General features: G+C 54.1%; 24 protein-coding genes. 15 read left to right on the top strand and 9 right to left on the bottom strand.

What is annotated here, in order from left to right; all coding sequences use genetic code 11:
• The first annotated feature begins 6 nt into the window (after positions 1-6).
• From mnmG to SIB58_RS15585, 4 genes are all read left to right on the top strand, one after another.
• Positions 7-1,983, top strand: coding sequence for a tRNA uridine-5-carboxymethylaminomethyl(34) synthesis enzyme MnmG (gene mnmG, locus SIB58_RS15600; RefSeq protein ID WP_066910718.1), 1,977 nt, complete (start codon positions 7-9; stop codon positions 1,981-1,983).
• A gap of 24 nt (positions 1,984-2,007) precedes the next feature.
• The gene (locus SIB58_RS15595; RefSeq protein WP_066910576.1) at positions 2,008-2,739 is read left to right on the top strand and encodes a hypothetical protein; all 732 of its coding nucleotides are present in this window, start codon (positions 2,008-2,010) and stop codon (positions 2,737-2,739) included.
• 14 nt (positions 2,740-2,753) lie between these two features.
• Positions 2,754-3,347, top strand: coding sequence for a chorismate lyase (locus SIB58_RS15590; RefSeq protein ID WP_231884195.1), 594 nt, complete (start codon positions 2,754-2,756; stop codon positions 3,345-3,347).
• An 87-nt stretch (positions 3,348-3,434) separates the two neighbouring features.
• Complete coding sequence (locus SIB58_RS15585; protein ID WP_066910579.1) at positions 3,435-3,866, top strand: hypothetical protein; 432 nt, start codon at positions 3,435-3,437, stop codon at positions 3,864-3,866.
• A 10-nt stretch (positions 3,867-3,876) separates the two neighbouring features.
• Here SIB58_RS15585 and SIB58_RS15580 read toward each other — a convergent pair whose 3' ends face one another.
• The 3 genes from SIB58_RS15580 to SIB58_RS15570 form a co-directional block, all read right to left on the bottom strand.
• Entirely contained in the window at positions 3,877-4,398 is a 522-nt protein-coding gene (locus tag SIB58_RS15580) for a DUF1269 domain-containing protein (protein ID WP_066910582.1), read from the bottom strand.
• Positions 4,399-4,442: 44 nt separating this feature from the next.
• Positions 4,443-4,994 (bottom strand): RNA helicase, encoded by a 552-nt coding sequence (locus SIB58_RS15575; RefSeq protein ID WP_066910584.1) that lies wholly within the window; start codon positions 4,992-4,994, stop codon positions 4,443-4,445.
• Positions 4,995-5,104: 110 nt separating this feature from the next.
• Complete coding sequence (locus SIB58_RS15570; RefSeq protein ID WP_066910586.1) at positions 5,105-5,653, bottom strand: SprT family zinc-dependent metalloprotease; 549 nt, start codon at positions 5,651-5,653, stop codon at positions 5,105-5,107.
• Positions 5,654-5,745: 92 nt separating this feature from the next.
• Between SIB58_RS15570 and SIB58_RS15565 the strand changes: the two genes are divergently transcribed.
• The 4 genes from SIB58_RS15565 (at position 5,746) to SIB58_RS15550 (ending at position 9,723) form a co-directional block, all read left to right on the top strand.
• On the top strand, positions 5,746-6,165 hold the full coding sequence (locus tag SIB58_RS15565) for a hypothetical protein (protein WP_066910724.1): 420 nt from the start codon (positions 5,746-5,748) through the stop codon (positions 6,163-6,165).
• A gap of 12 nt (positions 6,166-6,177) precedes the next feature.
• A complete protein-coding gene (gene ligA / locus SIB58_RS15560) occupies positions 6,178-8,277 on the top strand; it encodes an NAD-dependent DNA ligase LigA (RefSeq protein ID WP_066910589.1) in 2,100 nt (699 codons plus the stop codon).
• A 133-nt stretch (positions 8,278-8,410) separates the two neighbouring features.
• Positions 8,411-9,538 carry a TIGR00341 family protein gene (locus tag SIB58_RS15555; protein ID WP_066910592.1) on the top strand — a complete coding sequence of 376 codons (1,128 nt, stop codon included), beginning with the start codon at positions 8,411-8,413 and terminating at the stop codon, positions 9,536-9,538.
• Positions 9,535-9,723, top strand: a complete 189-nt coding sequence (locus tag SIB58_RS15550; RefSeq protein ID WP_066910595.1) for a hypothetical protein — start codon at positions 9,535-9,537, stop codon at positions 9,721-9,723. The genes SIB58_RS15555 and SIB58_RS15550 overlap by 4 nt, the downstream gene beginning before the upstream one ends.
• Here SIB58_RS15550 and SIB58_RS15545 read toward each other — a convergent pair.
• Positions 9,705-10,346, bottom strand: a complete 642-nt coding sequence (locus tag SIB58_RS15545; protein ID WP_066910599.1) for a TVP38/TMEM64 family protein — start codon at positions 10,344-10,346, stop codon at positions 9,705-9,707. The genes SIB58_RS15550 and SIB58_RS15545 overlap by 19 nt on opposite strands.
• A gap of 224 nt (positions 10,347-10,570) precedes the next feature.
• Here SIB58_RS15545 and SIB58_RS15540 point away from each other — a divergent pair, with 224 nt between their 5' ends.
• Together SIB58_RS15540 and SIB58_RS15535 are read left to right on the top strand one after the other, a co-directional pair.
• On the top strand, positions 10,571-11,839 hold the full coding sequence (locus SIB58_RS15540) for an extracellular solute-binding protein (protein WP_082823410.1): 1,269 nt from the start codon (positions 10,571-10,573) through the stop codon (positions 11,837-11,839).
• Complete coding sequence (locus SIB58_RS15535) at positions 11,836-13,218, top strand: mechanosensitive ion channel family protein (RefSeq protein WP_066910602.1); 1,383 nt, start codon at positions 11,836-11,838, stop codon at positions 13,216-13,218. Before SIB58_RS15540 ends, SIB58_RS15535 begins: the two co-directional genes overlap by 4 nt.
• Here SIB58_RS15535 and SIB58_RS15530 read toward each other — a convergent pair.
• Positions 13,215-13,499 carry a hypothetical protein gene (locus SIB58_RS15530; RefSeq protein ID WP_414494679.1) on the bottom strand — a complete coding sequence of 95 codons (285 nt, stop codon included), beginning with the start codon at positions 13,497-13,499 and terminating at the stop codon, positions 13,215-13,217. The genes SIB58_RS15535 and SIB58_RS15530 overlap by 4 nt on opposite strands.
• A gap of 30 nt (positions 13,500-13,529) precedes the next feature.
• Between SIB58_RS15530 and SIB58_RS15525 the strand changes: the two genes are divergently transcribed.
• The 3 genes from SIB58_RS15525 (at position 13,530) to SIB58_RS15515 (ending at position 17,104) form a co-directional block, all read left to right on the top strand.
• Positions 13,530-14,318, top strand: a complete 789-nt coding sequence (locus SIB58_RS15525; RefSeq protein ID WP_414494678.1) for a mechanosensitive ion channel family protein — start codon at positions 13,530-13,532, stop codon at positions 14,316-14,318.
• 210 nt (positions 14,319-14,528) lie between these two features.
• Complete coding sequence (locus tag SIB58_RS15520; RefSeq protein WP_067326898.1) at positions 14,529-15,764, top strand: ABC transporter substrate-binding protein; 1,236 nt, start codon at positions 14,529-14,531, stop codon at positions 15,762-15,764.
• A 5-nt stretch (positions 15,765-15,769) separates the two neighbouring features.
• Entirely contained in the window at positions 15,770-17,104 is a 1,335-nt protein-coding gene (locus SIB58_RS15515) for a mechanosensitive ion channel family protein (protein ID WP_066910611.1), read from the top strand.
• On the opposite strand, the gene SIB58_RS15510 is transcribed toward SIB58_RS15515, so the two are convergent.
• The 3 genes from SIB58_RS15510 to SIB58_RS15500 are packed head-to-tail and all read right to left on the bottom strand — an operon-like array spanning position 17,015 to position 19,576.
• A complete protein-coding gene (locus SIB58_RS15510; protein WP_066910614.1) occupies positions 17,015-17,803 on the bottom strand; it encodes an ABC transporter permease in 789 nt (262 codons plus the stop codon). The genes SIB58_RS15515 and SIB58_RS15510 overlap by 90 nt on opposite strands.
• Before the next feature lies 1 nt (position 17,804).
• Positions 17,805-18,602 (bottom strand): ABC transporter permease, encoded by a 798-nt coding sequence (locus tag SIB58_RS15505; protein WP_066910616.1) that lies wholly within the window; start codon positions 18,600-18,602, stop codon positions 17,805-17,807.
• Complete coding sequence (locus SIB58_RS15500; RefSeq protein WP_067326912.1) at positions 18,602-19,576, bottom strand: ATP-binding cassette domain-containing protein; 975 nt, start codon at positions 19,574-19,576, stop codon at positions 18,602-18,604. Before SIB58_RS15500 ends, SIB58_RS15505 begins: the two co-directional genes overlap by 1 nt.
• 233 nt (positions 19,577-19,809) lie before the next feature.
• On the opposite strand from SIB58_RS15500, the gene SIB58_RS15495 reads away from it, so the two are divergent.
• Complete coding sequence (locus SIB58_RS15495; protein ID WP_197461176.1) at positions 19,810-20,727, top strand: phosphate/phosphite/phosphonate ABC transporter substrate-binding protein; 918 nt, start codon at positions 19,810-19,812, stop codon at positions 20,725-20,727.
• Entirely contained in the window at positions 20,724-23,105 is a 2,382-nt protein-coding gene (locus tag SIB58_RS15490; RefSeq protein ID WP_066910620.1) for a putative bifunctional diguanylate cyclase/phosphodiesterase, read from the top strand. Before SIB58_RS15495 ends, SIB58_RS15490 begins: the two co-directional genes overlap by 4 nt.
• Positions 23,106-23,245: 140 nt before the next feature.
• Here the strand turns inward: SIB58_RS15490 and SIB58_RS15485 are convergent, their stop codons facing one another.
• A complete protein-coding gene (locus tag SIB58_RS15485; protein WP_067326894.1) occupies positions 23,246-23,581 on the bottom strand; it encodes a hypothetical protein in 336 nt (111 codons plus the stop codon).
• Between the last annotated feature and the right edge of the window lie 17 nt (positions 23,582-23,598).

Genomic DNA, 23,598 nt, shown 5'->3' with positions numbered 1-23,598 from the left:
GAAGAGATGACGGCCTCCAAAGCTCCCACTGAAGTCTTCGACGTGATCGTCGTGGGAGGAGGCCATGCAGGCTGTGAAGCGGCCATCACGGCTGCACGCCTGGGGCTGAACACAGCACTCTTCACCCTCAATCTCGACCGCATCGCCTGGCAACCCTGCAATCCGGCCGTGGGCGGACCGGCAAAAAGCCAGCTGGTGCATGAAGTGGATGCTCTTGGCGGCGTGATTGGGCGCCTCGCCGATGCCACAGCCATCCAGAAGCGCATCCTCAACGCCAGCCGCGGCCCTGCCGTCTGGGCCCTGCGTGCCCAGACCGACAAACGGCAGTACTCGCGTCAGATGCTGCAACTGCTACAGCACACTCCCAACCTGGCTCTGCGCGAAGCCATGGTCACCGGTCTGGAGATCGACGGTGATCCGAACGGCGGCGGCGAATCCTGGGACCCAAGCCAGGGACCCAAGGCACGCATCAGCGGCGTACGCACCTATTTCGGCAGCATGTATGGGGCTAAAGCCGTGGTGCTCACCGCCGGCACATTTCTGGGTGGGCGCATCTGGGTCGGGCACCAGTCGATGGCCGCTGGACGCGCAGGGGAGCAGGCTGCCGAGGGGCTCACTGAAGCCCTGCAGCAGCTCGGATTCCACACCGACCGGCTCAAAACCGGCACTCCAGCACGTGTCGACCGGCGCAGCATTGCCCTTGATCAACTGGAGGAACAGCCCAGCGACGCTGCAGACCGCTTCTTTTCCTTTGACCCAGGTTCCTGGAGCAGCGGTGAACAGATGAGCTGTCACATCACCCGCACCACCGCTGCAACCCATCAACTGATCAAGGACAACCTGCACCTCACGGCGATCTACGGCGGCGTGATCGACAGCAAGGGGCCTCGCTACTGCCCCTCAATCGAAGACAAGATCGTTCGCTTTGCCGACAAAGACAGCCACCAGATCTTTCTGGAACCTGAAGGTCGCGACACTCCGGAGATCTACGTGCAGGGATTCTCCACCGGGCTCCCTGAGCCCATCCAGCTGCAATTGCTGCGCAGCCTTCCAGGACTGGAACAGTGCGTGATGCTGAGACCCGCTTACTCAGTCGATTACGACTACCTACCAGCCACACAGCTGCTGCCATCACTGGAAACCAAGCGGGTGGAGGGGCTGTTCAGCGCAGGCCAGCTCAACGGCACCACTGGCTATGAAGAGGCCGCTGCTCAGGGCCTGGTCGCCGGACTCAACGCGGTTCGGCGCGTCCGCAGTCAGGAAGCGGTGCACTTCTCCCGGGAGAGCAGCTACATCGGCACGATGATCGATGACCTGGTGAGCAAGGATCTGCGTGAGCCCTACAGGGTGCTTACCAGCCGCAGTGAATACCGGCTCGTGCTTCGCGGTGACAACGCCGATCGACGCCTGACCCCTCTTGGCCGGCAAATCGGTCTGATCGATGACCGCCGCTGGCAATTGTTCGAGCAGAAGCTCGCTGCCATGGAGAACGAAAAACAACGGCTGCAGTGCCAACGGCTCAAGGTGAGCGACCCTGTGGCAGCAGCTGTGGAAGCGGAGACCGGCGCACCGATCAAAGGATCCATCACCCTGGCCGACCTGCTGCGCCGGCCAGGCATGCACACAGCAGACCTGGTACGCCACGGCCTGGCTGATGCCGATCTGCCCCTACCGGTAAGAGAAGGCGCTGAGATCGACATCAAATACAGCGGCTATCTGCAGAGGCAACAGCAGCAGATCGATCAGGTGAGACGCCAGGGCAAACGCAAGCTGCCCGCCGGGATCGATTACGCCAACATCAGCACGTTGTCGCGTGAAGCCCGCGAAAAACTGAGCGATCTGCGGCCGCTCACACTGGGCCAGGCCAGCCAGATCCCCGGCGTCAGCCAGGCTGATCTCAGCTCCCTGCTGGTGTGGCTGGAGCTGCAGCAGCGTCGCGACCAGAAGCGCACATCCCTCGCCTCAAGCGCCAACGCTCGATAGCGTTGGCGCACTCACTGGTCTGCATTGCCCTCTCGCATCCCCACGTCCAGTGCGTACTGGAACCTGCGCGCCGAGCAAATTCTCGACCGCGTTTTCAACGATGACGACAACATCCTCAAAACCGTGCAGCTGCAGGTCAATCCGCCGTCAAAACAAAAAGAAGCGAGTGATCAAAATCAAGCAGGTTTGTCCTGGCCACAGGTCGGCTTGGCTGCGCTAGGCCTAATTGCTGTTCTCGGCAGCAGCGGACTGACACTCCATTGGAGGCTGACTCAGCAGGCGCTGGAACGGGAAGGGAACCTCGCCTTAATCGAACGACTGCGCAACAACCAACCATCTGAACGCAAGAACGCATCAAGCAAGCCTGCTCCAGAGACCACATCGCAGACAGCTGCTGAGACATTGACCGATCAATCCACAACAGCAAACGCACTGGACATCACTGCATTACCCAACGCATCGGCAACACAACTGGAGCCGATCACGATTCCACTGCCGACAGCCGAGGCCAACAGCAATCCCTCAATTGCCGATCAGGGATCAGCAGTCACTGCGCAACCTCAGCTAGTCGGTGTGGTTCACGCCGGTAACGGCGAAGGCTCAGCCATCTTTCAACTCGGCGGGCTCTCCCTCTCCACTGTTCCCGGTGAATCGATCGGCAACAGCGGTTGGACGCTGCAAAGCGTTAGCGCCCATGGCGCCGTGATTGAGCGATCAGGTGCAAGCCAATCACTCAGTGTTGGAGGTGCTTTCTAAACACTGTGAGCTCCCTGATCCCTTCTCCTTGCGTGCTGTGGGAAGCCCCCACATCCTCCGTGCTGGCGGGAGAGGAACCAGGCTGGCTGCCAGGCCCATGGCGACTGATGCTGCTGGGAGATGGCAGTCCCACCAGACACCTGCGCTTGCTCACTGGCCACAGCGTGCAAGTGCGTCTGATCGCGATGGACGCGGACGCCAACCTCAGCAATGCAACCGGAGGACAACGGCCAGCGGAAGTCCAGGAACTGGAGCCACCCCTGCTTCGCCGCCAGGTCTGGCTTAACTGTGGCGAAACCACGCTGGCCTGGGCCGAAAGCTGGTGGAACCAGGATGAAGCGGAGCGCAGTCTGAGCAATCGAGAACAGCCGATCTGGCTCAGCCTCACCCAGGGACGATCGGAACTGTTTCGTGAAGTGGATGGACTGGCACTCGTCACAGAGCCTTGGCTGGAGCAAGGATTTGGCGAACGAGGGCCGTTCTGGAGCCGCCACTACCGCTTCTTCCGCCAAGGCAGGGAGCTCACCGTGATCCGAGAAGTGTTCAGCCCAGCTCTCGAACGCTGGCTGGGTGAAGCGCCACGACGACCGCTTCATGCAACGTCATGAAGAAAGCCAGCGTTTGATGCGGATTTTCACTTGACAACTTGCCTGCTCTTGTGCTGAAGCAATCATGGCCACATCGGCAATGGTTCCATGGCGACTTCCACCTGGGTAACCCTCAACGATCTGGGCCGCAACTTCGGTATCTCCTCGTTCCACTGCGGACGAGCCCTCGAACATCAGGGATGGCGGGACAGGCATGGGCGCCCCACAGAAGCGGCACTCTCAGCGGGTGCGGTTGATCAACACATGCCACACATGAGTGGACGTTCGGTGCTCTGGAACGCAGATCTGTGCGCAGAGTTACTGGAGCGACAGGGGTACCAGCCGGTATCCCGCTCTCAGCACATCGGCCAATGGACAGATCTGCTCGAAGCCATGAATGCCGGCTCCCCGTCGATCTCCACCACAGCGGATCAGATGGCCGAAGAGCTACCAGCCGATCTGGTGGAAGACGTGAACCGCCAGCTCAGCCAGCGCGGCTGTCGATATCAGGTGTGCCGGCCATTGAGCAACCGGCACTGAGCTGATCAGGTCAGGCCATCCGCAGCGCTTCGGCTTGCTTGCGGGCCTGCTCCAGCTGTTGCTTGAGCTTCTCCTCATCCGTATGGCTGAGGCTGGTATGTATCAAGCGGGCATTGGGCAGATGACGACGCAAGCGCTCAATCACACGATCAGGCGTTGAATCCCGCACAAGCAGAGCCAGTGCTGCACTTCCCTGAGGCAGGGTTTCGGTCAGCTCCTTGAGGAACTTGTCGTTGATGCCAATGTCGCTGAGGGCTCCCGAAGCCGCACCGGCACCGGCACCCGCTGCCACGCCAAGCAGCGGGTTGGCGAAGATCAGTCCGATCAGCAGTCCCCAGAAGCTTCCGCCCATGGCACCTGCGGCGGTCATGTTGATGGCCTGGCGAAGATGCACGTGACCGTCACTGCCATGTTCGAGAACCACAGCGTCCTCGAGGGTGATCAGATGCTCTTCCTGGATCGCAACCAGCTCAAGACGAACCTGCTCAGCTTCCTCAACCTTGGGGAAACCAATCACCACAAGATTGCTCATGTTGTTGATGCAACGACCCTAATCATAGGTAGAAATGCTGTCGCTCAATCCCGCCGGCGACTGGAACGCGGCAAAGGTCGACGGGACGACGCCCGAGAGGTTGACGAAGAGCCGGAATCCGCCTCGACATCACGACTGGCGGAACGCTTCCAGCGCTCCACCCGGAAACTATCGTCTTCCGGCCAGACATCATCGTCATCGGACGACCTCACAGACGATTTTGAGACCACTGGCGGAGGCAACACCGGCTGGCGACGGGAGAGAGCCTGGAGTGGACGTTTACGTGGTGAAGGCGTTGATCGTTCCACTGGTGTTGAGACGTCGGCACGCGCAGGGCGTGCGGACTGAAAACTCTGCGGCCGCTCAGACAACTCACGCCAGTCATCCTCTTCATCCAACAGCCAGTCGATTCGGTCACCAACCCAACGACCCATTGCATCCAATCTGGAAGACCCATCCAGACGGTCATGACCGCGTCGGCCTGGTCTGGCTCCGGAGACACCATCCACCAGCTGACGTCCCGTGTCTAACCAGCGGTCAAGCCGCCGGTCCAAGGGGTCAGGACTGCGCTGCGAGCGTTGTCGACGTGAATCCATGACCCGACGTTACCGACGTCTGTGCTGCAACCAACGCTCCCGTTGCAGACCAATCAAAACGATCGAAACTCCACCTGCTTCCAACACCCAGAGAAAAACCTCCATCCCGCTCAGCTGTCCTCCGCTGCAGGTTCGTAGCGAAGCAGACAACTGGCATTCCAGCGACCCCCATGATGCCGATCGCAGCACAATCGACAGGCCGCTTGACGCATCCTGCGGCGATAGGGAGTCTGGCGTCCGCAACGAGGACAGATCGCGATCCAGCGCGGGGAACTCTGCGGAACGGGAAAACGATGGCGAACGCTGACCTCGAAGCGTGTCTGGGCCGCGTTGATGACCTCCATGCGCTGCCGAAAGCAGGGTCCGTGACCCTCCTCACGCTTCAGCACCAGATCCACCCAGGCATGGATCATCTCGTGACAAAGGGTGCTTTCAGTGGCCTCTCTCGGCAAAGGATCCAGCAACGGTTTGGAGAGAACAATTTCACGCCCGAACGGCGGAGCCACCGCAGGCCCTCGCCGGTAGAGACCAGCCGTTCGACGCAGGCGACCATCACTCCAACGCAACGCAAGCAGTGGTTGATGTCCTCGGCAGAGAGCTCCCTCGAAATGCTCCCGATTCAGGCGATGAAACAAAGGGAGCAGCGGCTCGAGCGGCATAAATGGCGGAGGCCTTGAACAATGACGTCGGCCCAGTCTGCCTCCATCTCGCAGTTCGTCAGTCAGACTCAGCACTCACTTGGAAACAGCTGATGGATCTGGGTCTGGTGCGGGAGATCGGGAGCAAGGCCCTGCTGGCCGGTGGTGGAGCCCTGCTTCTTTATTGGACAGTCACCGCCGTGAAGCTGGTGCTCAGCGCCCGCGGCATCAACCCGCTGATCAAGCAATTTTTCACTCAGGTGGCAGCGGGCCGTGTGGATGCGGCCTATCTGCTCACCACCAAGTCCTACCGGCAGCATGTCAATCGACAGCAGTTCATCCGCTTCCTCGCAGGTCTGAAGCTCAATCGCTTTCGCAACCTCAAATCGGGCCGACCACGCCTGCAGGAAGGAAGCATGATCCTCACCGTGAAGCTGATCGCAGAAAACAAAGAGGAAATGCCACTCGACTTCACCTTCACCAAGGTGGAAGACACCTGGAAAATCGAGCGCATAGCCACCATCAAGAGTTGAGTCGTCCTGCCCGTGACAGCGCCAGCTCCCGACAACGCGTGGAATCAGTTCAGCGAGCGCGCCGCTGAACTGAGACAGCTCCTCACCCGGGCCGCCCACGCGTACTACGTATTGGATGCTCCCGAGCTGGAGGATGCTGTCTACGACCAGCTTTACCGGGAACTGCTGGATCTGGAGACGGCTCACCCCGAGCTGGTGTGCGCCGACAGCCCCACCCAACGGGTGGGTGGGAAGCCCTCCGAGGGATTCGCCAGCGTCGCCCACCGCATCCCGCTGTTCAGTCTCGACAATGCATTCAGCGCCGAAGAGTTGCGCAGCTGGTACGCACGCCTGCTGAAGGTGCTCGACAGAGAGCCGCAGGCGGGTGAACCCCTGCCGGCACTGGCCATGGTCGGGGAACTCAAGATCGATGGCAATGCCCTCGCTCTCAGCTACGAAAACGGAGTCCTAATCCGAGGCACCACCCGCGGTGACGGGGAACAGGGAGAAGAGATCACCACCAATGTGCGCACCATCGCGTCGATCCCTCTGCGCCTGCAGCTCGACCCCCCACCGGCCTGGGTGGAAGTTCGTGGCGAGGCTCTGATTCCCGATCGCACCTTCGCTGCCATCAATGCCGACCGGGCAGCGCGGGATGAACCGCTGTTCGCCAATCCACGCAATGCCTGTGCCGGCACCCTGCGCCAGCTCGATCCGAAAGTGGTGGCGGCACGTCGACTGGATTTCTTCGCCTACACACTGCACCTACCGGACAACTGGGATGGGCCACGCCCGATCAGCCAGTGGGAGTGCCTCAGCTGGCTGAGCAACGCAGGCTTCCGGGTGAATCCCAACGCAGCCCTGCTGCCGGATCTTGCTGCGGTGGAGACCTTCTTCAACAGCTGGGACAGCCAACGTCACGACCTTGATTACGCCACTGACGGAGTCGTGGTGAAACTGAACGATCTGCGTCTTCAAGACAGCGCAGGCTTCACGCAGAAAGCACCACGCTGGGCCATCGCGCTGAAATACCCAGCCGAGGAAGCTCCGAGCCGGCTGCTCCGCATCACCTGCCAGGTGGGCCGAACCGGCGTGATCACCCCGGTGGCCGAATTCGAACCGGTCGCTCTGGCTGGCACCAGCGTCAGTCGCGCCACCCTGCACAACGCCGACCGACTGGCGGAACTGGATCTCCACAGCGGCGACACGATTGTGGTGCGCAAGGCCGGAGAAATCATCCCTGAGGTACTCCGCGTGCTTTCCGAACTCAGGCCTGAAGGCGCTCGACCGCTTGATCTTCCCCATCAGTGCCCCAGCTGCGCCTCGGAGCTTGTTCGCGAAAGCGGTGAAGCCGCAACCCGCTGCGTGAACAGCAGCTGCCCGGCAATTCTGCGAGGCGCTTTACGTCACTGGGTCAGCAAAGCAGCCCTCGACGTGGAGGGAATGGGCGGGAAATTAATCGAACAGCTGGTTGAGAGGGGGCTCGTACGTTCAATCTCCGACCTGTATGGCCTTGATGCCGCGCTGCTGAGCAGCCTGGAACGGATGGGTGAGAAAAGTGCTGAGAATCTCATTTCAGCAATGGAGGCTTCCCGTTCCCAGCCCTGGGCACGCCAGCTCTATGGACTTGGCATCCATCATGTGGGCGAGGTCAACGCCAAAGGCCTCGCAGCAGCCTTTCCAGACATCGACACGCTTACCCGCACTGCCGTTGATCACCCTGAAGCGATCAGCGAGCTGCACGGCATTGGTCCGGAGATCACCCAGAGCCTGCAGCAATGGTTCAACACCCCTGCCAATCAGACGCTGATTAAGCAGCTTCAGGACGTCGGCCTCTCCCTCGCCAGCAGTGAGCAGGAGCGCCAGGAGTTGGCAAGCCGCAGCAGCACGAATGGAGTGCTCTCCGGTCAAACCGTCGTCCTCACAGGCACGCTTCCCTCCATGAGCCGCACTCAGGCAAAAGAGCTGATCGAAGCCGCAGGTGGCAAGGTCAGTGGATCCGTGAGCAAAAAAACGACCTTCCTGCTCGCTGGAGAAGAGGCCGGCAGCAAGCTGGAGAAGGCCAACAAACTGGGGATCAGCGTGATCGATGAAGCGGGACTGGTCGCCTTGCTCCAATCAAGCCAAAGCTAAAAAGCCTGGCCAGCCATTCTTGGACCGGTTCGCAGAGGCGATGACGCAGAGATGCGTCTACTGCCCGAAGCATCTGCTCGCTTGGAGTGATGGCAGAGACTGAACAAGCATTCATGTCCAGCATCCAAACCAAGTGGACTCTGCCTCTCCCTTTCGAAGCGTTCTGAACAATCTGTCCGGCGAATGGCAGATCAACCTCGAGAACCGGATACCGCGCAAGGAGCTTTACCAGGCCCGAATCGCATCATCCAAGCCCTCACTTGGTTTTTTCGTGCTGCTGCTGTGCGCGGCGGTGATCGCCACTCTGGGACTGATCTCCAACAGCCCGGCAGTCGTGATCGGAGCCATGATCGTGGCGCCACTGATGGATCCGATCCTCAGCCTCGCGTTTGCTCTCTCCATCAGCAACAACAAGCTGGCGAAACGCTCACTGCTGACGGTGGTGATCGGTGTGATCGCTGTGGTTGCCACCGCAGCACTGCTGGCGTCACTGCTGGATGTGAGTGAGGTGAATCGCGAGATGACGTCTCGCACAGCGCCCAATCTGATTGACCTGGGAGTGGCAGTGGCGGCCGCTGTCGCCGGATCCTTCAGCATGACCCGCGAACGTCTGTCCAATTCCCTGGCCGGCGTCGCCATCGCTGTGGCTCTGGTTCCACCACTGTGCGTCTGCGGCATCGGCCTGAGCATGGGCAATGAGGTGGTGGCGGTGTTTGGTCGCGGCACGGTGGCCGGCATCACCAATCAGATCTCCGAAGGCTCCTTCCTGCTGTTCCTGGTCAACCTGATTGGGATCACGGTTGCAAGCCTGTTCATCTTCCTCGTGCAGCGTTACGGCAGCGTCGTTCAGTGCTGGCGCAATCTGCTGTTGTGGCTGGCGCTGCTGGGACTGTTGTGCATTCCCCTGTCTTCGGCTCTGCATGACTTCAATGTCAAGCAGAAGATCGTCAGCAAGTTCGACACCTTCAAGGCAGGTCAGGTCAATCAGCTCAAGATCACCAGCAAGAACGCCTATTTGTGGCAAAGGGTGCGGCTGCTGTTCAGCAATGTGCGGGTGCTCAACAGCAAGGCCAGCGTGGATCTGGTCTTGAGCGCACCACGGGGGGTTCTCAACGAAGACCTGGCCAATGAAATCTCCGAAACACTTATGAACAATGCGAAACAGGAGTTCCAACTTGATGACATCAAGATCACGATCAGCGTGATTCCCAATCAGATCAACAAATTCAGCGACACCTCAGCACTTCCGGCCTCGCAATGAGCAACCTAAAGAGAGATCATCCGCCCATCTTCCGCTGGATCAAAACAGAGTGCGGTCGGGCCAAATATGCCGACCTCAGCAACCGCAGTGGCTTCACAGCCAAAGCCAGGCTGGGTTGGTTTGTTGTGATCGCCGCTGTGCGTGACTGGCGCCTGCCGGATCCTGATCAGAGCTCAGAATCCTGAGCATCAGCGCCTGCTTCCTGTAGGGCTTTGCGAGCGGAACGTCCCACCAGCCAGACCACTCCCACCGTGGCCAGCACTCCCACGACCCGAAGCACCCAGGCCTGCGCGGAGGTCTCCCCGGCCAACACTTCGCCAAATCTGGCAGCACTGCCGGCCAGAGCACCAAGAGCGCAGAACAGAATCGTTCCAGGAATGATCCCAATCAAGCCGAGGTTGTAATCCCGCAGACTCACCTCACTCAGTCCATAGGCCAGGTTCAGCAAAGAGAAGGGGAACGCTGGTGAGAGACGCGTCAGCAACACCAAGCGAAACCCCTCCCGACTGACGGCCTTCTCAATCGCCAGCAGCTTGGGAAAACGGCTAAGGCGCTGCTGCGCCCAGCCCCTGAGCCAGTGCCTGCCCAGCAAAAATGCGGCCTCAGCTCCAAGGGTTGCCCCGGCAAACACGATCAGGCTGCCCCACCAGGTTCCATACAGCGCACCCGCCAGCATCGAAGCCCAGATCCCTGGCAACAGCAGGGTCACCCAGATGGCGTAAAGGGGCACAAAAAGCAGAACTCCCGCGGGCGACTCCAGCCATGCCAGAACCGCTTCGGTGTCAATCAGATGAGCGATCGCGTCCATCCTTCATCCATCGGTGCCATCACCGTTCCATGGACCACAACAACAACGCAACTGCAACAGCGAGAGGTAGGCCGCTGATGGAATCAGAACCCTGACCAAATCCTTATCAGGCTCTAGCGTCGTGGTATCGAGCGGGATACCAGTCAACTGATTGATGAGTTTCTGGCCGGCTGAAGCAATGCCTCCCCGTCTAATCCGAAACCGACCGGTGAGATGAACGGCTCATGACCCTTCCCCTCTCAGGACAACCAGTCCGTCATCGCCTGGTGCTACTTGGTCTTCTCTGCACAGCTGGGCTGCTGAGCGCCTGCAGCAGCAACGGTCGAACCCCGATCAAATTGCTGCGTGTGGCCCGCATCCTGCCGACCAATGAAAAAGTCACCCCGGCTGACAGTTCCAGGGACCGTCAGCGTCTGCGCAGTTTTCAAAACAACCTTTGGGATGTGGTTCCAGGGCTGCGCATCCAACCCGCTCTCTATTCAGAAGCGGCTGTCGAATCTGAACTGGAACGCCAGACCTACAGCGGGCTTGGGCCGGATCTGGTGATGGGCGATGCCCGCGTGATCCAGGAACTCTCCGTCGCAAATCTGCTGGACCCAGTGCCCATCACGCCAGAGCAACGCAGCGCCATCGCACCAGGCCTGCTGCAACGCGTCACCAATTCCCGTGGAGAAGTCACAGGTCTTCCGGTCTCCCAGTACATCCAGCTCGCCTGTTACGACAAAAGCAAACTCAAGGAGCCGCCAACAACGCTCGCACTCATGGCCAAACAGAGCAGCGAAGGTCAGGTGTTTGGCATCACCCAGAACTTTGAAGACCTGTACTGGAGCATGAGCGGATTCAAAGCCGGCAGCGCACTGGCGAGTTCCCTGCGCGGCAAACAACCCACTGCACAACAGACCCAACGATTAGTCAGCTGGCTGAGCTGGCTACGGGATGCCAGCTATCAGCAGAACGTGATGTTCTGGAGGGATCAGGCCACACTGCGCAAGCAGCTGATTGGTGGAAAACTCCACTGGATCAGCTGCTGGACCTCACAGTTACCCCAACTGAGAGAAGCCTTGAAAAACAATCTCGGCGTTGCCTCGTTGCCGGCTGGACCCGCAGCCCCTGCCATGCCCATCACCAAACTCCAGGTGTGGGGATTGGGCCGCAACTCCAGTGCGCGCCAGCGGGATACCGCCGAAGAACTGATGCAGTTCATCGTTCAACCATGGGCCCAGAAGACCTGGTCACTGCGCTACCGCACCAACTACCCAGTGAATCCCGCAGCCGCCACGATTATCAACCGGCAAATCCCTGGTATCGAGAATCTCTACTTATTCAAAGGCAAGGAAGAAATTCAAATTGGCGATGAAATTGTTGGTGCCATCGATGCCCAGCCAAAACTCGCTCGAGCCATCCAACAGATCCTCAATGATGTGATCTTCGGGGCGAAAACTCCCGCCAAGGCAGCTGAGCGACTGCAGACCGTGTTGAGCCAATCCTCATGACGACCACCCTCTCCGATCTGCTGATCACGGTGGCGCCTGGAGACATCCTGGTCGAAATGCTCAGCTGGCTGTCATTTGTGCAGCGCTGGCCTGTTCTCATCCAATTGATGTTGGTGTTGATCGTGCTTCTGATTGCACGCACACGCAGCATCCTTCTCAAGCGCAACCAACGTCTCCAGCGCCTTCTCAACCGAGCAGGCCTGCATCAACGCTTGCCTGATTCAATCCGCGTCTTGCTGGGACCCGCCCTGGTGCTGCTGATGGCAGGGGTCTTTGCACTGATCCAGGTTCCCTACGGTCTGCTGCGTTACTTCGGACTGCTCTGGCTGGGCTGGAATCTGTTCACACCTTTGAAAACATTGGTGGAAAAAACCAATCCCCGCTTCCCGATCGGAGAAGTGGAGACCACGCTGTTCAAGCCCATCTATGTGTTCACAGCCACTTTGTCGCTGCTGAGCCTGCTGGGTAGTCGAGAAAACCTGTCGAGGATCGGAGTTGCCAATCTCTTTGGAGTTGAGATCACTCTCGGCAAGATGTACACCGCCATCGTGGCGATTTACCTCATCGTGACCATTGCCTCCAGACCGGCGGCACTGATGGCCTGGCTCAGCGGTGTGATTTTCGGAGTACAGAAACGCAATCAACGAGGCCTTGAGTTGCTGTTCCGCTACAGCGTGATCGGAATCGGCATCATCGGTGTGGCTTACTACATCGGCATCAACGGAAACGCGTTTGTAGCCATTGCCGGTGGATTGTCAGTGGGGATTGGTTTCGGCACCAAGGAAATCATCTCCAACTTCATCAGCAGCATCTGGCTGCTGTTCGAAGGATCAGTCCGACCAGGCGAGATCCTGATGATCAACGGTGATCCATGCACCGTGCGAAAACTGGGGCTGCGCGCCACCCAGCTGAGACGAGGTCGCGATGGCGCCGAATTGCTGATTCCGAATCAGAACTTCTTCACTCAGGAGGCCGCGTCGTACACAGCGACAGAAACCTCAAGGCGCGACAGCCTGTTGGTTGGAGCTGCCTATCAACACGACCCAGACCAGATCATCGACATTCTGCTGGAGATTGCGGCAGAGCATTCCAAAGTGAAAAAGTATCCGCCACCAGCGGCTTTTGTGATGGATTTCGCAGAATCCTCAATCATCTACAAGATGTCGTTCTGGGTTGCAGATCCTCTTGATGCATTCAACGTGGGCAGTGATCTTCGTCGCGCGATCTGGAAGCGCTTTGAGAAAGACAACATCACCATTCCCTTCCCTCAGCGCCAGATCTACTCGATGGAGTGGCCGCCCAGCACAGGCAAAGGCCTCACGCCGCAGTTACAAGCCGAGCAGGTGATTGAACCGGAAGCCACAGAGGACATGGGCTAGGTTCGCGACTGCGACACACGAGTCTCATGACTGAGCCGCATGCGGGTGTGAGGTTCCACCTGCAATTCCTGCAGACCAATACAGGATTGCTGGTGGGCACCCTGGCGCTTGTGGCGGCCTGGCTCCTGCTTCAGTTCCTGAGCCGCCATGGCCGCAACATGGGCAGCCATCTCGCGGCCGCACTCCGCCGGCCGGTGCTGTTTGGCCTCGGCATCTCGCTGTATGCCAGCTGGATCATCCATCAGGTGAACGAGGTACTTGAACTGGGACTGCTCGCTCAAGCTGAAGTGAACAGAATCTCCACAACTCTGGTGATCGCCAGCATCACCTGGGCTGTGATGAACATCGGCCAGACCGTACTGGGGTCTGCATCCGTGAGGCGATGGATCCAGATCGAGGATCAACAGGATGAATCCATGCTGATCAATGTGATGAGCAGGCTCTTCACCATTGCAGTGCTGCTGGTCGCCACTGCAGCACTGATGGTGACCTTTGGGGTTCCATCGGGAGCCATCGCGACCATGCTCGGCGGAGCAGGAATCGGCCTCTCATTCGCGACCCAGCAGATCAGCCAGAACTTCCTCTCAGGCTTCATGCTGTTTTTCAACCGCCCATTCCGAGAAGGCGACTGGATTAACGCCAATAGCCTCGAGGGAACTGTTGAATCCATCGGCTGGTATTACACACGAATTCGCACTTTTGACCGCAGGCCGCTTTATATCCCGAATTCCGTATTTGCTACGAACCCGATCGAAAATCCAGGTGAAATGTACAACCGCAGAATCCGTGCAAATATCAGCTTGCGCTATGAAGATTTAGGCAAAATCAACGGCATTACCAAGGAAGTTCGCAATCATCTTCAGCAACACCCAGATATCGATCAAAGCCAGACAATTCTTGTGAACTTCAACGAATGGGATGCATCGTCCATCAACATGATGATTTATTGCTTCACCAAAACAACCGTATGGAAAGACTGGCTCGACATCCAGCAATCCATTTTCCTAGACATCGCCGGAATCGTTCAACAAAGCGGTGCTGATTTTGCCTTTGACTGCATGACTCTTTATCAGTCACCAGGCACAGATTCAAAAACCTGAGCCCAATAGCTGGCCAATCAAGATGGGAGACACGATCACCAATCGAGCAAACATCCATACTTCCAGAACCAGCAACCAGCAACCAGCCACCAGCCACCAGCCAATCGATGCCGACCAAGAGCTTCCAGGAAGAAATCCCTTTGCCACTCAACCGAGATGCAATAACGGTAAATCAGACTAATATTGAAACATTGAAGCCCTGCCCGCATAATGTCTGCACATTGGCTTAGGACTTTCAGCAGTGCAATCGCGGGCACCTTGGCGTTCTCACTAAGCAGCTGCAGCAGCTTAAAAGCGCCAAATACACTATTCATTACTTTCGGAGTAAACGACAACAACATAAAAAACGATAAGTCACAAGTTGAATTGTTTATAGAAACAAACACAGCAGCATTCCAACGCTCAAACCCAGAAACTCGAATCATTTACATCATCTACCCACTTAGTAAAATTGTTGAACAAATCTCACTAGACAGCAAACTTAACCTAGGGCCGGATCTAATCATAGTAAGCGGAATTTCTGGAATCAGACCACCTGAGCTGCAGACTGACAATCTGATATCAATACTTCCAGATAAAAAATACTTTGATGCGATTTATAATTATCAAATTCAATCCACAGCCAAGGAAAATGGTGATTACACCTTTGCGCCATGGATTGTCAGCACACAACTTGCATGCTTCAATAACACAAAAATAAAAAAGTCTCCGAATACAATTCAAGAACTCGAAGAGCTCAGCGCCAGTGGTTACAAAGTTGGGCTTGATTCTAGACCCGGTAATTTAATTTGGTCTGCTGGAACTCAAGGAGCAATTACTGAACTAAGTTCTATAGGCAGGCAATTTGGGGGCGACGAACAGAGATATCCAGCCATACGGGGATGGTTAGAATGGCTACGCAGGGCTGCACTTTATCAGAATATTTACTTCGAACCCGAAGATCTCCTATTTGAGGACCTTAAGAATGACAAGCTGGACTGGATTACATGCAAGAGTTACCAAATCGGAAATCTCAGGGAAAAAATGGGGAATACTCTCAGCATCGCAGCGTTACCAAACGGATCCAAGGCAAAAGCAGCTCCAGTTATAGAGACTTATGGCTTCGCACTAGGGAAAAACTCCAGCCCATCCCAACGACGAATGGCATTAAAATTTATCAAAACAAACGTGAACACGATCGCCCAGAGAAAATTTCAACTGAGCAATACCGGATTCTTGGCAGCCAACCAGAATGTATCGATTCCTCCCAAAAGCTCCAAGGAACTCAACGCTCTCAATACGGCTCTAAATGAACAAAACAAATTCTATTCAAAAGAATGGCCGGGAATATATAGTTGGTTTGTCGCCCTAGGTTCTAAACAATTAATCAGTACTTTCAGCGAACTCTTAGATGGCTACCTGAGCGTTAATGAAGCATTCAAAATAATCACCTCAACAACAGACTGATCATTATGGAGGCTTTACAGACTGAATTCACTGGTTGGCTGGGTTATCTAGACCGATGGGCTGTGAGCTGGCAGGTGGCTTTCATCTTCTGTGTTGCGATTGCAACAGCCATCACACGCCGGTACACACAAACCTCCAACAACAATAAAATTCTTGCCATTCTGTTCGGCCCACTAGCCCTGCTAGGCCCGGGCATGCTGCTTGGGCTCATAACAATTCCGTCGGGAATTATCATTCAAGTTGGGTGGTACTGGGCACTCCTCAGTCTTATTAATTGGATTGAATTAAGACTCAAAATCAGAAATTCTAAAAATCAACTTGCCTTCTGGCTTGGCAGGATTGTGAGGCCAGCTATCATAATATATGCCATTATCTATTTTATCGAGAGGCTAAGCAGCCTTGCAACTATAAGCTTAATTAGTTTAGGAAATTTTTTCAATACTGATTTTGTCGTTGGAGGTGCATTCCTGCTAATTGTAGGTCTTTACTTGATTTTAGTCACTAGCCAAACTCTCTCAGCGTTTACAGCATACTTAATGCAATTCATACTTAAAACTAGCGATCAGAGTCGCCAAATACTTGAACCTCTGTTCCGTTATTGCATCGTTGCCATTGGATTTCTAGCTCTTGCACTCGCAGCAGGTGTTAATGGAAATGCCTTTTTGGTGATCTCAGGCTCCATAGGCATAGGCTTGGGATTTAGCCTTAAAGATACACTTGCTAATCTTTTCACCGGAATATGGCTGCTTCTTGAAGGAAAAATCAAACCTGGCGAAATACTGATGATCGACAAAGAACCGAGTCAAGTTATAAGCCTGGGCCTAAGAGCAACCGTTTTAAGAAGAAAACGTGACGAAGCTGAACTGCTGATTCCCAATCAAATATTGTTCGCGACGCAAGCAGAATCATTCACAGCTGGAGAGAATTACAGAAGAGAGTCAGTTGTGGTTGGCGCTGCTTACCATCACGACCCCCAGCAAGTCATTGCATTACTGGAACAGATTGCGCAGTCCCACAAACGCGTGTTGAACAAGCCAGCGGCCCGGGCGTTTGCAATTGATTTTGCCGACTCATCCATCACCTACAAGCTGAAATTTTCTGTACGCAATCCCCTTGAGGCCTTAGATGTAGGCAGCGAACTTCGTCAGCAGATCTGGAGCGCTTTCGAAAAGAACAACATCACCATCCCCTTCCCTCAGCGCCAGGTGTATCCCATGGAATGGCCACCGAAGGATGAGAACAGTCTTCATTTAACTGGAGGCCGAAGTGTAATGGCGGAGCGCGAACAACCAGAAGCCACGGGCGGCCGCGAAAAATCCAGTGGCCAGGACGAGTCCTAAAGCCAACAACGGCAGTGATGCCCTCCCCAAGAGCACCTCAGCTGGCACTGTGGTGAGGAAAGCGACGGGAAGGACAAGGGTGAACAGCAGCCTCAGCGGCGCGGGATAAGCCTCAAGCGGATAGCGCCCTGAAGCCAGCAACGCCCTCAGCACTTCCGTGGCGTTCCAGGTTTTCACGAACCAGATGCTGGTGGCAGCGATCAGAAACCACAGTGAATAAAGAATCAGCGCAGCGACCATCAGCATCAGCAACACCGTGACCAGCACAGCTGGGGTCAACACCACACCGGATTGATGCCCGCCCCAGGCGGCCAGGCCAAGGCCCAGAACAACCTCCGAAAGACCCGCCGGAGCGAAGGTGCGCAGTGACACCCAGAACTGACTATCGATCGGTTTGAGCAGCACGAAATCAAGCGTGCCCTCGCGCACATAGGTGACGATCGCTCCCAGGTTGGGCCTCAGCCAGGCGGACGTCATGCCATCGAAGACAATGTAGAAGCCCTGCACGATCAGGGCCTGATTCCAGTTCCATCCCCCCAGCTCCCGACCGGGGCCGAAAAACAGTGAGAGCAGCAACAGGCTGCCGCCCAGGCTGAGAGCCACCGCCAGCAGCTCCACCACCACATTCAGCTGATACTCCAGCTGGGTGGCCAGAGCGGTGCCCCAGAAACGGCGCAAGGTTCGCCAGTAGCGCCCCATTTCAGGCCCCCATGGCGCTGTAGCGCCGCACACCGGCTCGCCAGAGCACGAGCACCAACGGCAGCAGCAACGCCACCCAGGCCAGCTGTGCGGCGAAACCTGCTGCCAGATTCACGGGATCACCGGACAGGACCCGGGCCGGAAAATCAATCAGATAGGGGAAGGGAGTCCAGCGCACCCACTCCTGCACAGCGGGCGGAAAGGCCGTCAACGGAGCCAGCAATCCAGAGAGGAACAGGAAAGGCAGAAACAGCAAACGCTCCAGCGCGGTGGCCTTCTCGCTCCAGAAACACAATGAAGCAATCAGGCTCTGCAGCAGAAAGGTGATGGCAAAGGCCATCCAGGTGGCGAGCCAGGCCAGCAGAAAGCCACCAAGGGATGGAATCCAGAAGGCCTGCGGCTGAATCAGAAAGAAAATCCCAGCGATCCCTGCCGCAAAGGGCAGCCGCGTGAGCTGCTCGCCGAGATGCGAGGCCACATAGCGCCAGAGGGGATGCAACGGTTGCAGCAGATAGGGCGACAGCCTGCCCAGTAGGGCATCTTCCTCGAAGGCGTAGACCATCCAGACCACCGAAAACTGACGCACCAGAAAGGCGCTGAGGAAGTAGCGATCGAGAGCAACCCCGTCCAAACCCAGCTGGGAACGGGCATCACTGCCGCTCCAGAGGCTGAGCATGATGAACGGCAACACTCCCGACAGCGCCCAGAGTGCGATCTCAGCGCGGTACTCGAGCATGTGGGCGTACTGACTGCCCAGCAGAGCACTCACGATGCGGCGGTTGAGCCCAAAAACGCGCATCAGAGGCTTCCCTGGCGGAACAACTCGCCGATCAGCTGATCAATGGGTGGATCATTCACCTCCAGGTCGCGCACCTCAAAACGGTCCAGCAGCTCTGCCAGCACCCTGGTGAGTGAGGCCGGGTCCACCCGCAGGTTCACCTCACAGTTCTCGAGGCTGTCGAGGCAACCTAACCCGGTGAAGGCTTCTGCAGGAGCGGGCTGTTTCAGTTCAAGGCGCACATGGCGCTCCGGCGCCAGACGACTGGCGAGGCGATCCAGGGCACCGTCGTGAAACAACTGTCCCTGATGAATCAACAGCACCCGAGGGCACAGCGCTGTGATGTCAGCCATGTAATGACTGGTGAGCAGGATGGTCGCACCGGTGCGGCGGTTGTACTCAGCCAGAAACTGGCGCACCCGCAGCTGGGCATTCACATCAAGCCCCAAGGTCGGTTCATCCAGAAACAACACCTCGGGTTCGTGCAGCAAAGCAGCCAGCAGCTCAGCCTTCATGCGCTGACCCAGCGACAACTTGCGCACCGGACGGGTCAGTTCCTCACCAAGCTCCAGCAGATCCGACAAGTCGGCGATGCGTCTGCTGGCAACGCGATCAGGAATGCCATAGACCGCCGCATTGACACGCAAGGAGTCCATGGGCGGCAGGTCCCAGATGAGCTGTTGCTTCTGGCCCATCACCAACGTGATGCGCCGCAGAAAATCGGGGTGCCGACGCTGGGGTTGATGACCGGCCACCAACACCTGACCGGAACTGGGATAGATCAGGCCACACAGCATTTTGAGCGTAGTCGTCTTGCCAGCGCCATTGGCCCCAAGAAAGCCCACCATCTCGCCGGGAGCGATCGCGAACGACACATCCCGCACCGCCGACACGTCACGCTGCCGGCGACGCAGAAAATGCTGCAGGGTTCCCGTCAGGCCAGGCTGTTTGTCAGCGACGCGGTACGTCTTGCTGAGCTTTTCAACCGTAATCAGCTTAGACGCCAACACTAAAGTCCAGGACCCATATAAAAAGCAATCTAACCAATTATGCTCAGTGAAATCCCATGGGAATTGCACAACCTGCAAAACAAATCAATGGAGGAGATATTTGCCAAAACCAATGGCATTGGCAGACTAGAATATAAATTGCAAAACTTCCATTGGACTAAGACCTTGGCAAAAGATAGTAAACACAGACAACCAATCAATCAACTGACATGCTAAACATGGAGGAGAATTTACTCAAAATTGTAGTAAAAAAGACAATTATTCTTTCCCTGATTTTTTTAGCAGGTGGTTGCGGCCAGCGGATTACGACGCAACAAGAAACTGAATTTGACCTTAAGAAGAATCAAGGCACTGTCATAGGTAACTGCGCAGGAAGCAATTCAGCAAAAGCGAAGCTACGCACGTTATCAATCGTGCCTCAATTCTCTGCATCGAGAATTCATAGCGATTACTGGCCCCTCCTCACAGAAATCGGGAAGCGAGCAAATATCTGCTTCAAACTCGATCAACAACAATCAATACCGTCGTTTGAAAGAGCATTAAAAGAAGGATCAATAGATTACGCCTTCATGAATCCATATCACCAAGTAATGGTAAATACTAAATACCAGCCTATCATAAGAGACAAGAAACGCTTGCTCACGGGAATAATTGTCACTAACAGACAAAGCGATATCTCTTCGATAAAGCAACTTAACGGAAAAACATTATTACTTCCAGCGCCGAACGCGTTTGCCGCGTCACTACTTACTCGCGCATATCTTGACAAAAAGAATATTTCTTTTAAACCAAAATACGTTAAAACACATCAAAATGTTTATCGCGGAGTAGCAAGGAACTCGGACTTCATGGGTGGAGGCGTTAACAATACCTTCAATCGCGAAAACAACGAACTACGCTCCAATCTTGACATTTTGTTCGAAACGCAAGGATATCCAGCACATCCATTTTCTGCACGCAGAGAACTCCCTCTTAAAGAAATTCAAAATGTTCAAACCATATGGCTTGAAATAGCAAAGGAGCCTGAACTGAGCAGTCTTTTCGATAAAGTGCAGATTAAAATCCCAATCGAAGCAAATTATGCAAAAGATTACGCACGTCTCCAACATCTCGGGTTAGAAAAATTCGTGCAATGATTAAACATCTGAAAAACAAAATCAACCTCAAAAGGGCTCTTAGAATAGTTCGTCACAGCAGCATTCCACTTGCAGTTGTTGCTTCCTGTGGCCTGATCACTTTATTCGGCGCAGACCGATGGATCCTTCGCAACCTAGAAGAGCAAAGAGACCTTAATTTTAGACAAGTAGTGAGCAACATTTCACTGCAATTAAGTGAAAATGTCCTACTTTCAAGTTACAACAATATTGACACTCTTCTCTTGAGAATTCTTGACGAAGACATTCACATAACTTGCCTGGCAGTTGCAGACAATAATGGCAAATTTTTATCAATAGTAAGCCGAGAAAAGCCAGGCTCTAAAGCCTCAGTCAGGTATGGATTGCCACCAAAAAACTGCAGAGATAATGTAGAAAACAGATCAACGCAAACTATTTCTAATGGCAATTTTTACGCGAGCAGCAAAATCAAAAATAACAATTTAATTTTAGGAAGTATTACCGGACATGCTGTTAATGATGAGCATGGCTTAGCACTAATCCGATCTATTGAACTTATCCTTTTTGGGGCTTTTGGAGTTGCTTTTCTACCAGCTTTTGGAGTTCTCAGTTGGTCCAGCAACCGCCAGCTTGAACTCGAACAAGAAAAGACAGGACGTGTTTCCGCATTAATCAGTCAGCTGAAAGAAGCACAGGGCCGAACACGCGCAGCGTTCGAAGGAACCAATGACGGCTGGCTTGAATGGAATGTACAAACAGATGAATGTATTCCGTCACAAAAATTGCGACAGCTTTTAGGTTTTCACACGGACCTTAAAAAAACGAAAAAACAAACCTGTAAGCTTGAGAAAGTATGGAAACGCTGGGTCATCAAAGAAGACCAAGAGAAATTAAAATTATTTTTAGATAAATTCAAACAAACAGATTGTAAAACTCAATCAATTAAAGTTTCTGGAATTGAGTTGCGTGTTAATCCGGATGAATCCAAGAAAATACTAACTCTAAAAATTGAAGCTGTAGTCACAGAATCAGTTGACGGCCAGAGTTCAGTAGTAGCAATTGTCGCCAACAACGTCACACATGACAAAGAACAACAAGAACGAATTAATCATCTAGCCTTTTATGACACACTGACTGGATTACGCAACAGATTCTCCTTTTCAGAAGAGCTCAAAAATGCTGAAAATGGTTTAAAAAGAAATGAATTCAGACTAGCTATTTTTGCGATTGATGTAGACAATTTTAAATTTCTAAATGATTCTCATGGACACGCTTCAGGCGATCAATTTTTAATTGAGGCTGCTAATCGGATTCAATCCTGCACTCGCAAAAATGATTTTGTTGCACGTCTTGGAGGAGATGAATTTGTCATCATTTACAGACTCCCAGTTAGGAGCAATAGCGAGACCGAAGCTTTGGCAAAAAAAATAGCAGGAAAACTTCTAATCGAATTATCCAAGGTATATAATCTAAAGAATTGCACCACTCATAATACTTGTAGCATAGGAATTTGCATTGACAGTATTGACCTAAAATCAACAGCAACACTTTTAGATAAAGCTGATATAGCACTCTACAAAGCCAAAGACATAGGCCGTAATTGCCTTTTTGTCTACCAAACGGGAATGGCATCCGAAGTAATTTCTAAAGCCACAACTGCAGAAGACCTGAAAAAATCAATTGAAACAGGCGAAAGCACTGTCTACCTACAGCCAATTGTCAGACTCGACAACTCTCAAAAACTTAAAGGTGATAATCAAAAAGTTGTTGGATACGAGGCACTTTTTCGATGCAAAAACCTCAATAAAAGCGTGCAATACTTGATATCCTGCGCAGAAGAAGCAGGAATGATACACTTAATCACAGAATCAATACTAGATGGCATAGAAGCGGAATTCAATAAACACAGTCACAACAAAAATACCTATATATCAATCAACATAAGTCCTGTTCAATTCTTAGAATTTGACTTCCCCAAAAAACTTTTGCATCAGCTTCGTAAAAGACAAATAGACACAAAAAGAATCTATATTGAAATCACAGAAACAGCCGTCCTGGAAAACACAGCCGGTGCTTTAGAACGTATGAATTCCTTGAAAATGGAGGGCATTCGTTTTTCTCTTGATGATTTTGGAACTGGCTATGCATCCATCGAGTTACTCAGGAAACTGCCATTCACATCAATAAAAATTGACCGGTCTTACATCCAAAATATTCATCAAGATTCAGGAATCGAGCTGGTTAAATCCATCATAAGCATGGCAAAAGCTTTTAACATGACACTTGTCGGCGAAGGAGTGGAAACTATTGGACAAAAAAACACTCTTAACGCTCTCGGATGTGAATATGCACAGGGGTTTCTTTTTGACCAAAATGGCAATGACCGCAAAAACTTATAATTATAAGTTTTTAAATCGACATTTGATAAATCTCTGGTTCATGATCAAGTAAATAGGAGATTCTCATCAGAGCCAAATCTGCCGGTGCCGGCTTCAAAACGAAGTAGTCCTTGCATTAAGCCACCACCTTGAACGGCACCTTACCAGCAAAATTGTTCTAAATGACCCTGAATCTCCCATTCGTTATAGAGGATGGCCTTCTCCAAACGTGCCTTCAAGTCATCGAAGACCACCAAGCCATCGATCGAAAGCAGCACCGGAAACTCACCACGGGCGTCTATCAAGGCTATTAACACCGATGCTGCATCCACCTCAGACGGCATCATGAACTGAACCGTTTCAGCTTTGATGAGCAACATGATCTCGGCCATCCGCTGCTTCAGCGAGTGCGCCAAATTGCCAAGGTTACTCACAAAACGAACAAAAGCGATCTGGGACGGTTTCAGGCCAGCAACTGTCCGGAGATTGCGCACCAAATGAATTGCAGCAATCA

It is taken from the genome of Synechococcus sp. MIT S9504, from assembly GCF_047497135.1.
Lineage (GTDB): Bacteria > Cyanobacteriota > Cyanobacteriia > PCC-6307 > Cyanobiaceae > Synechococcus_C.
This window is presented reverse-complemented; position numbering and strand designations above follow the sequence as displayed.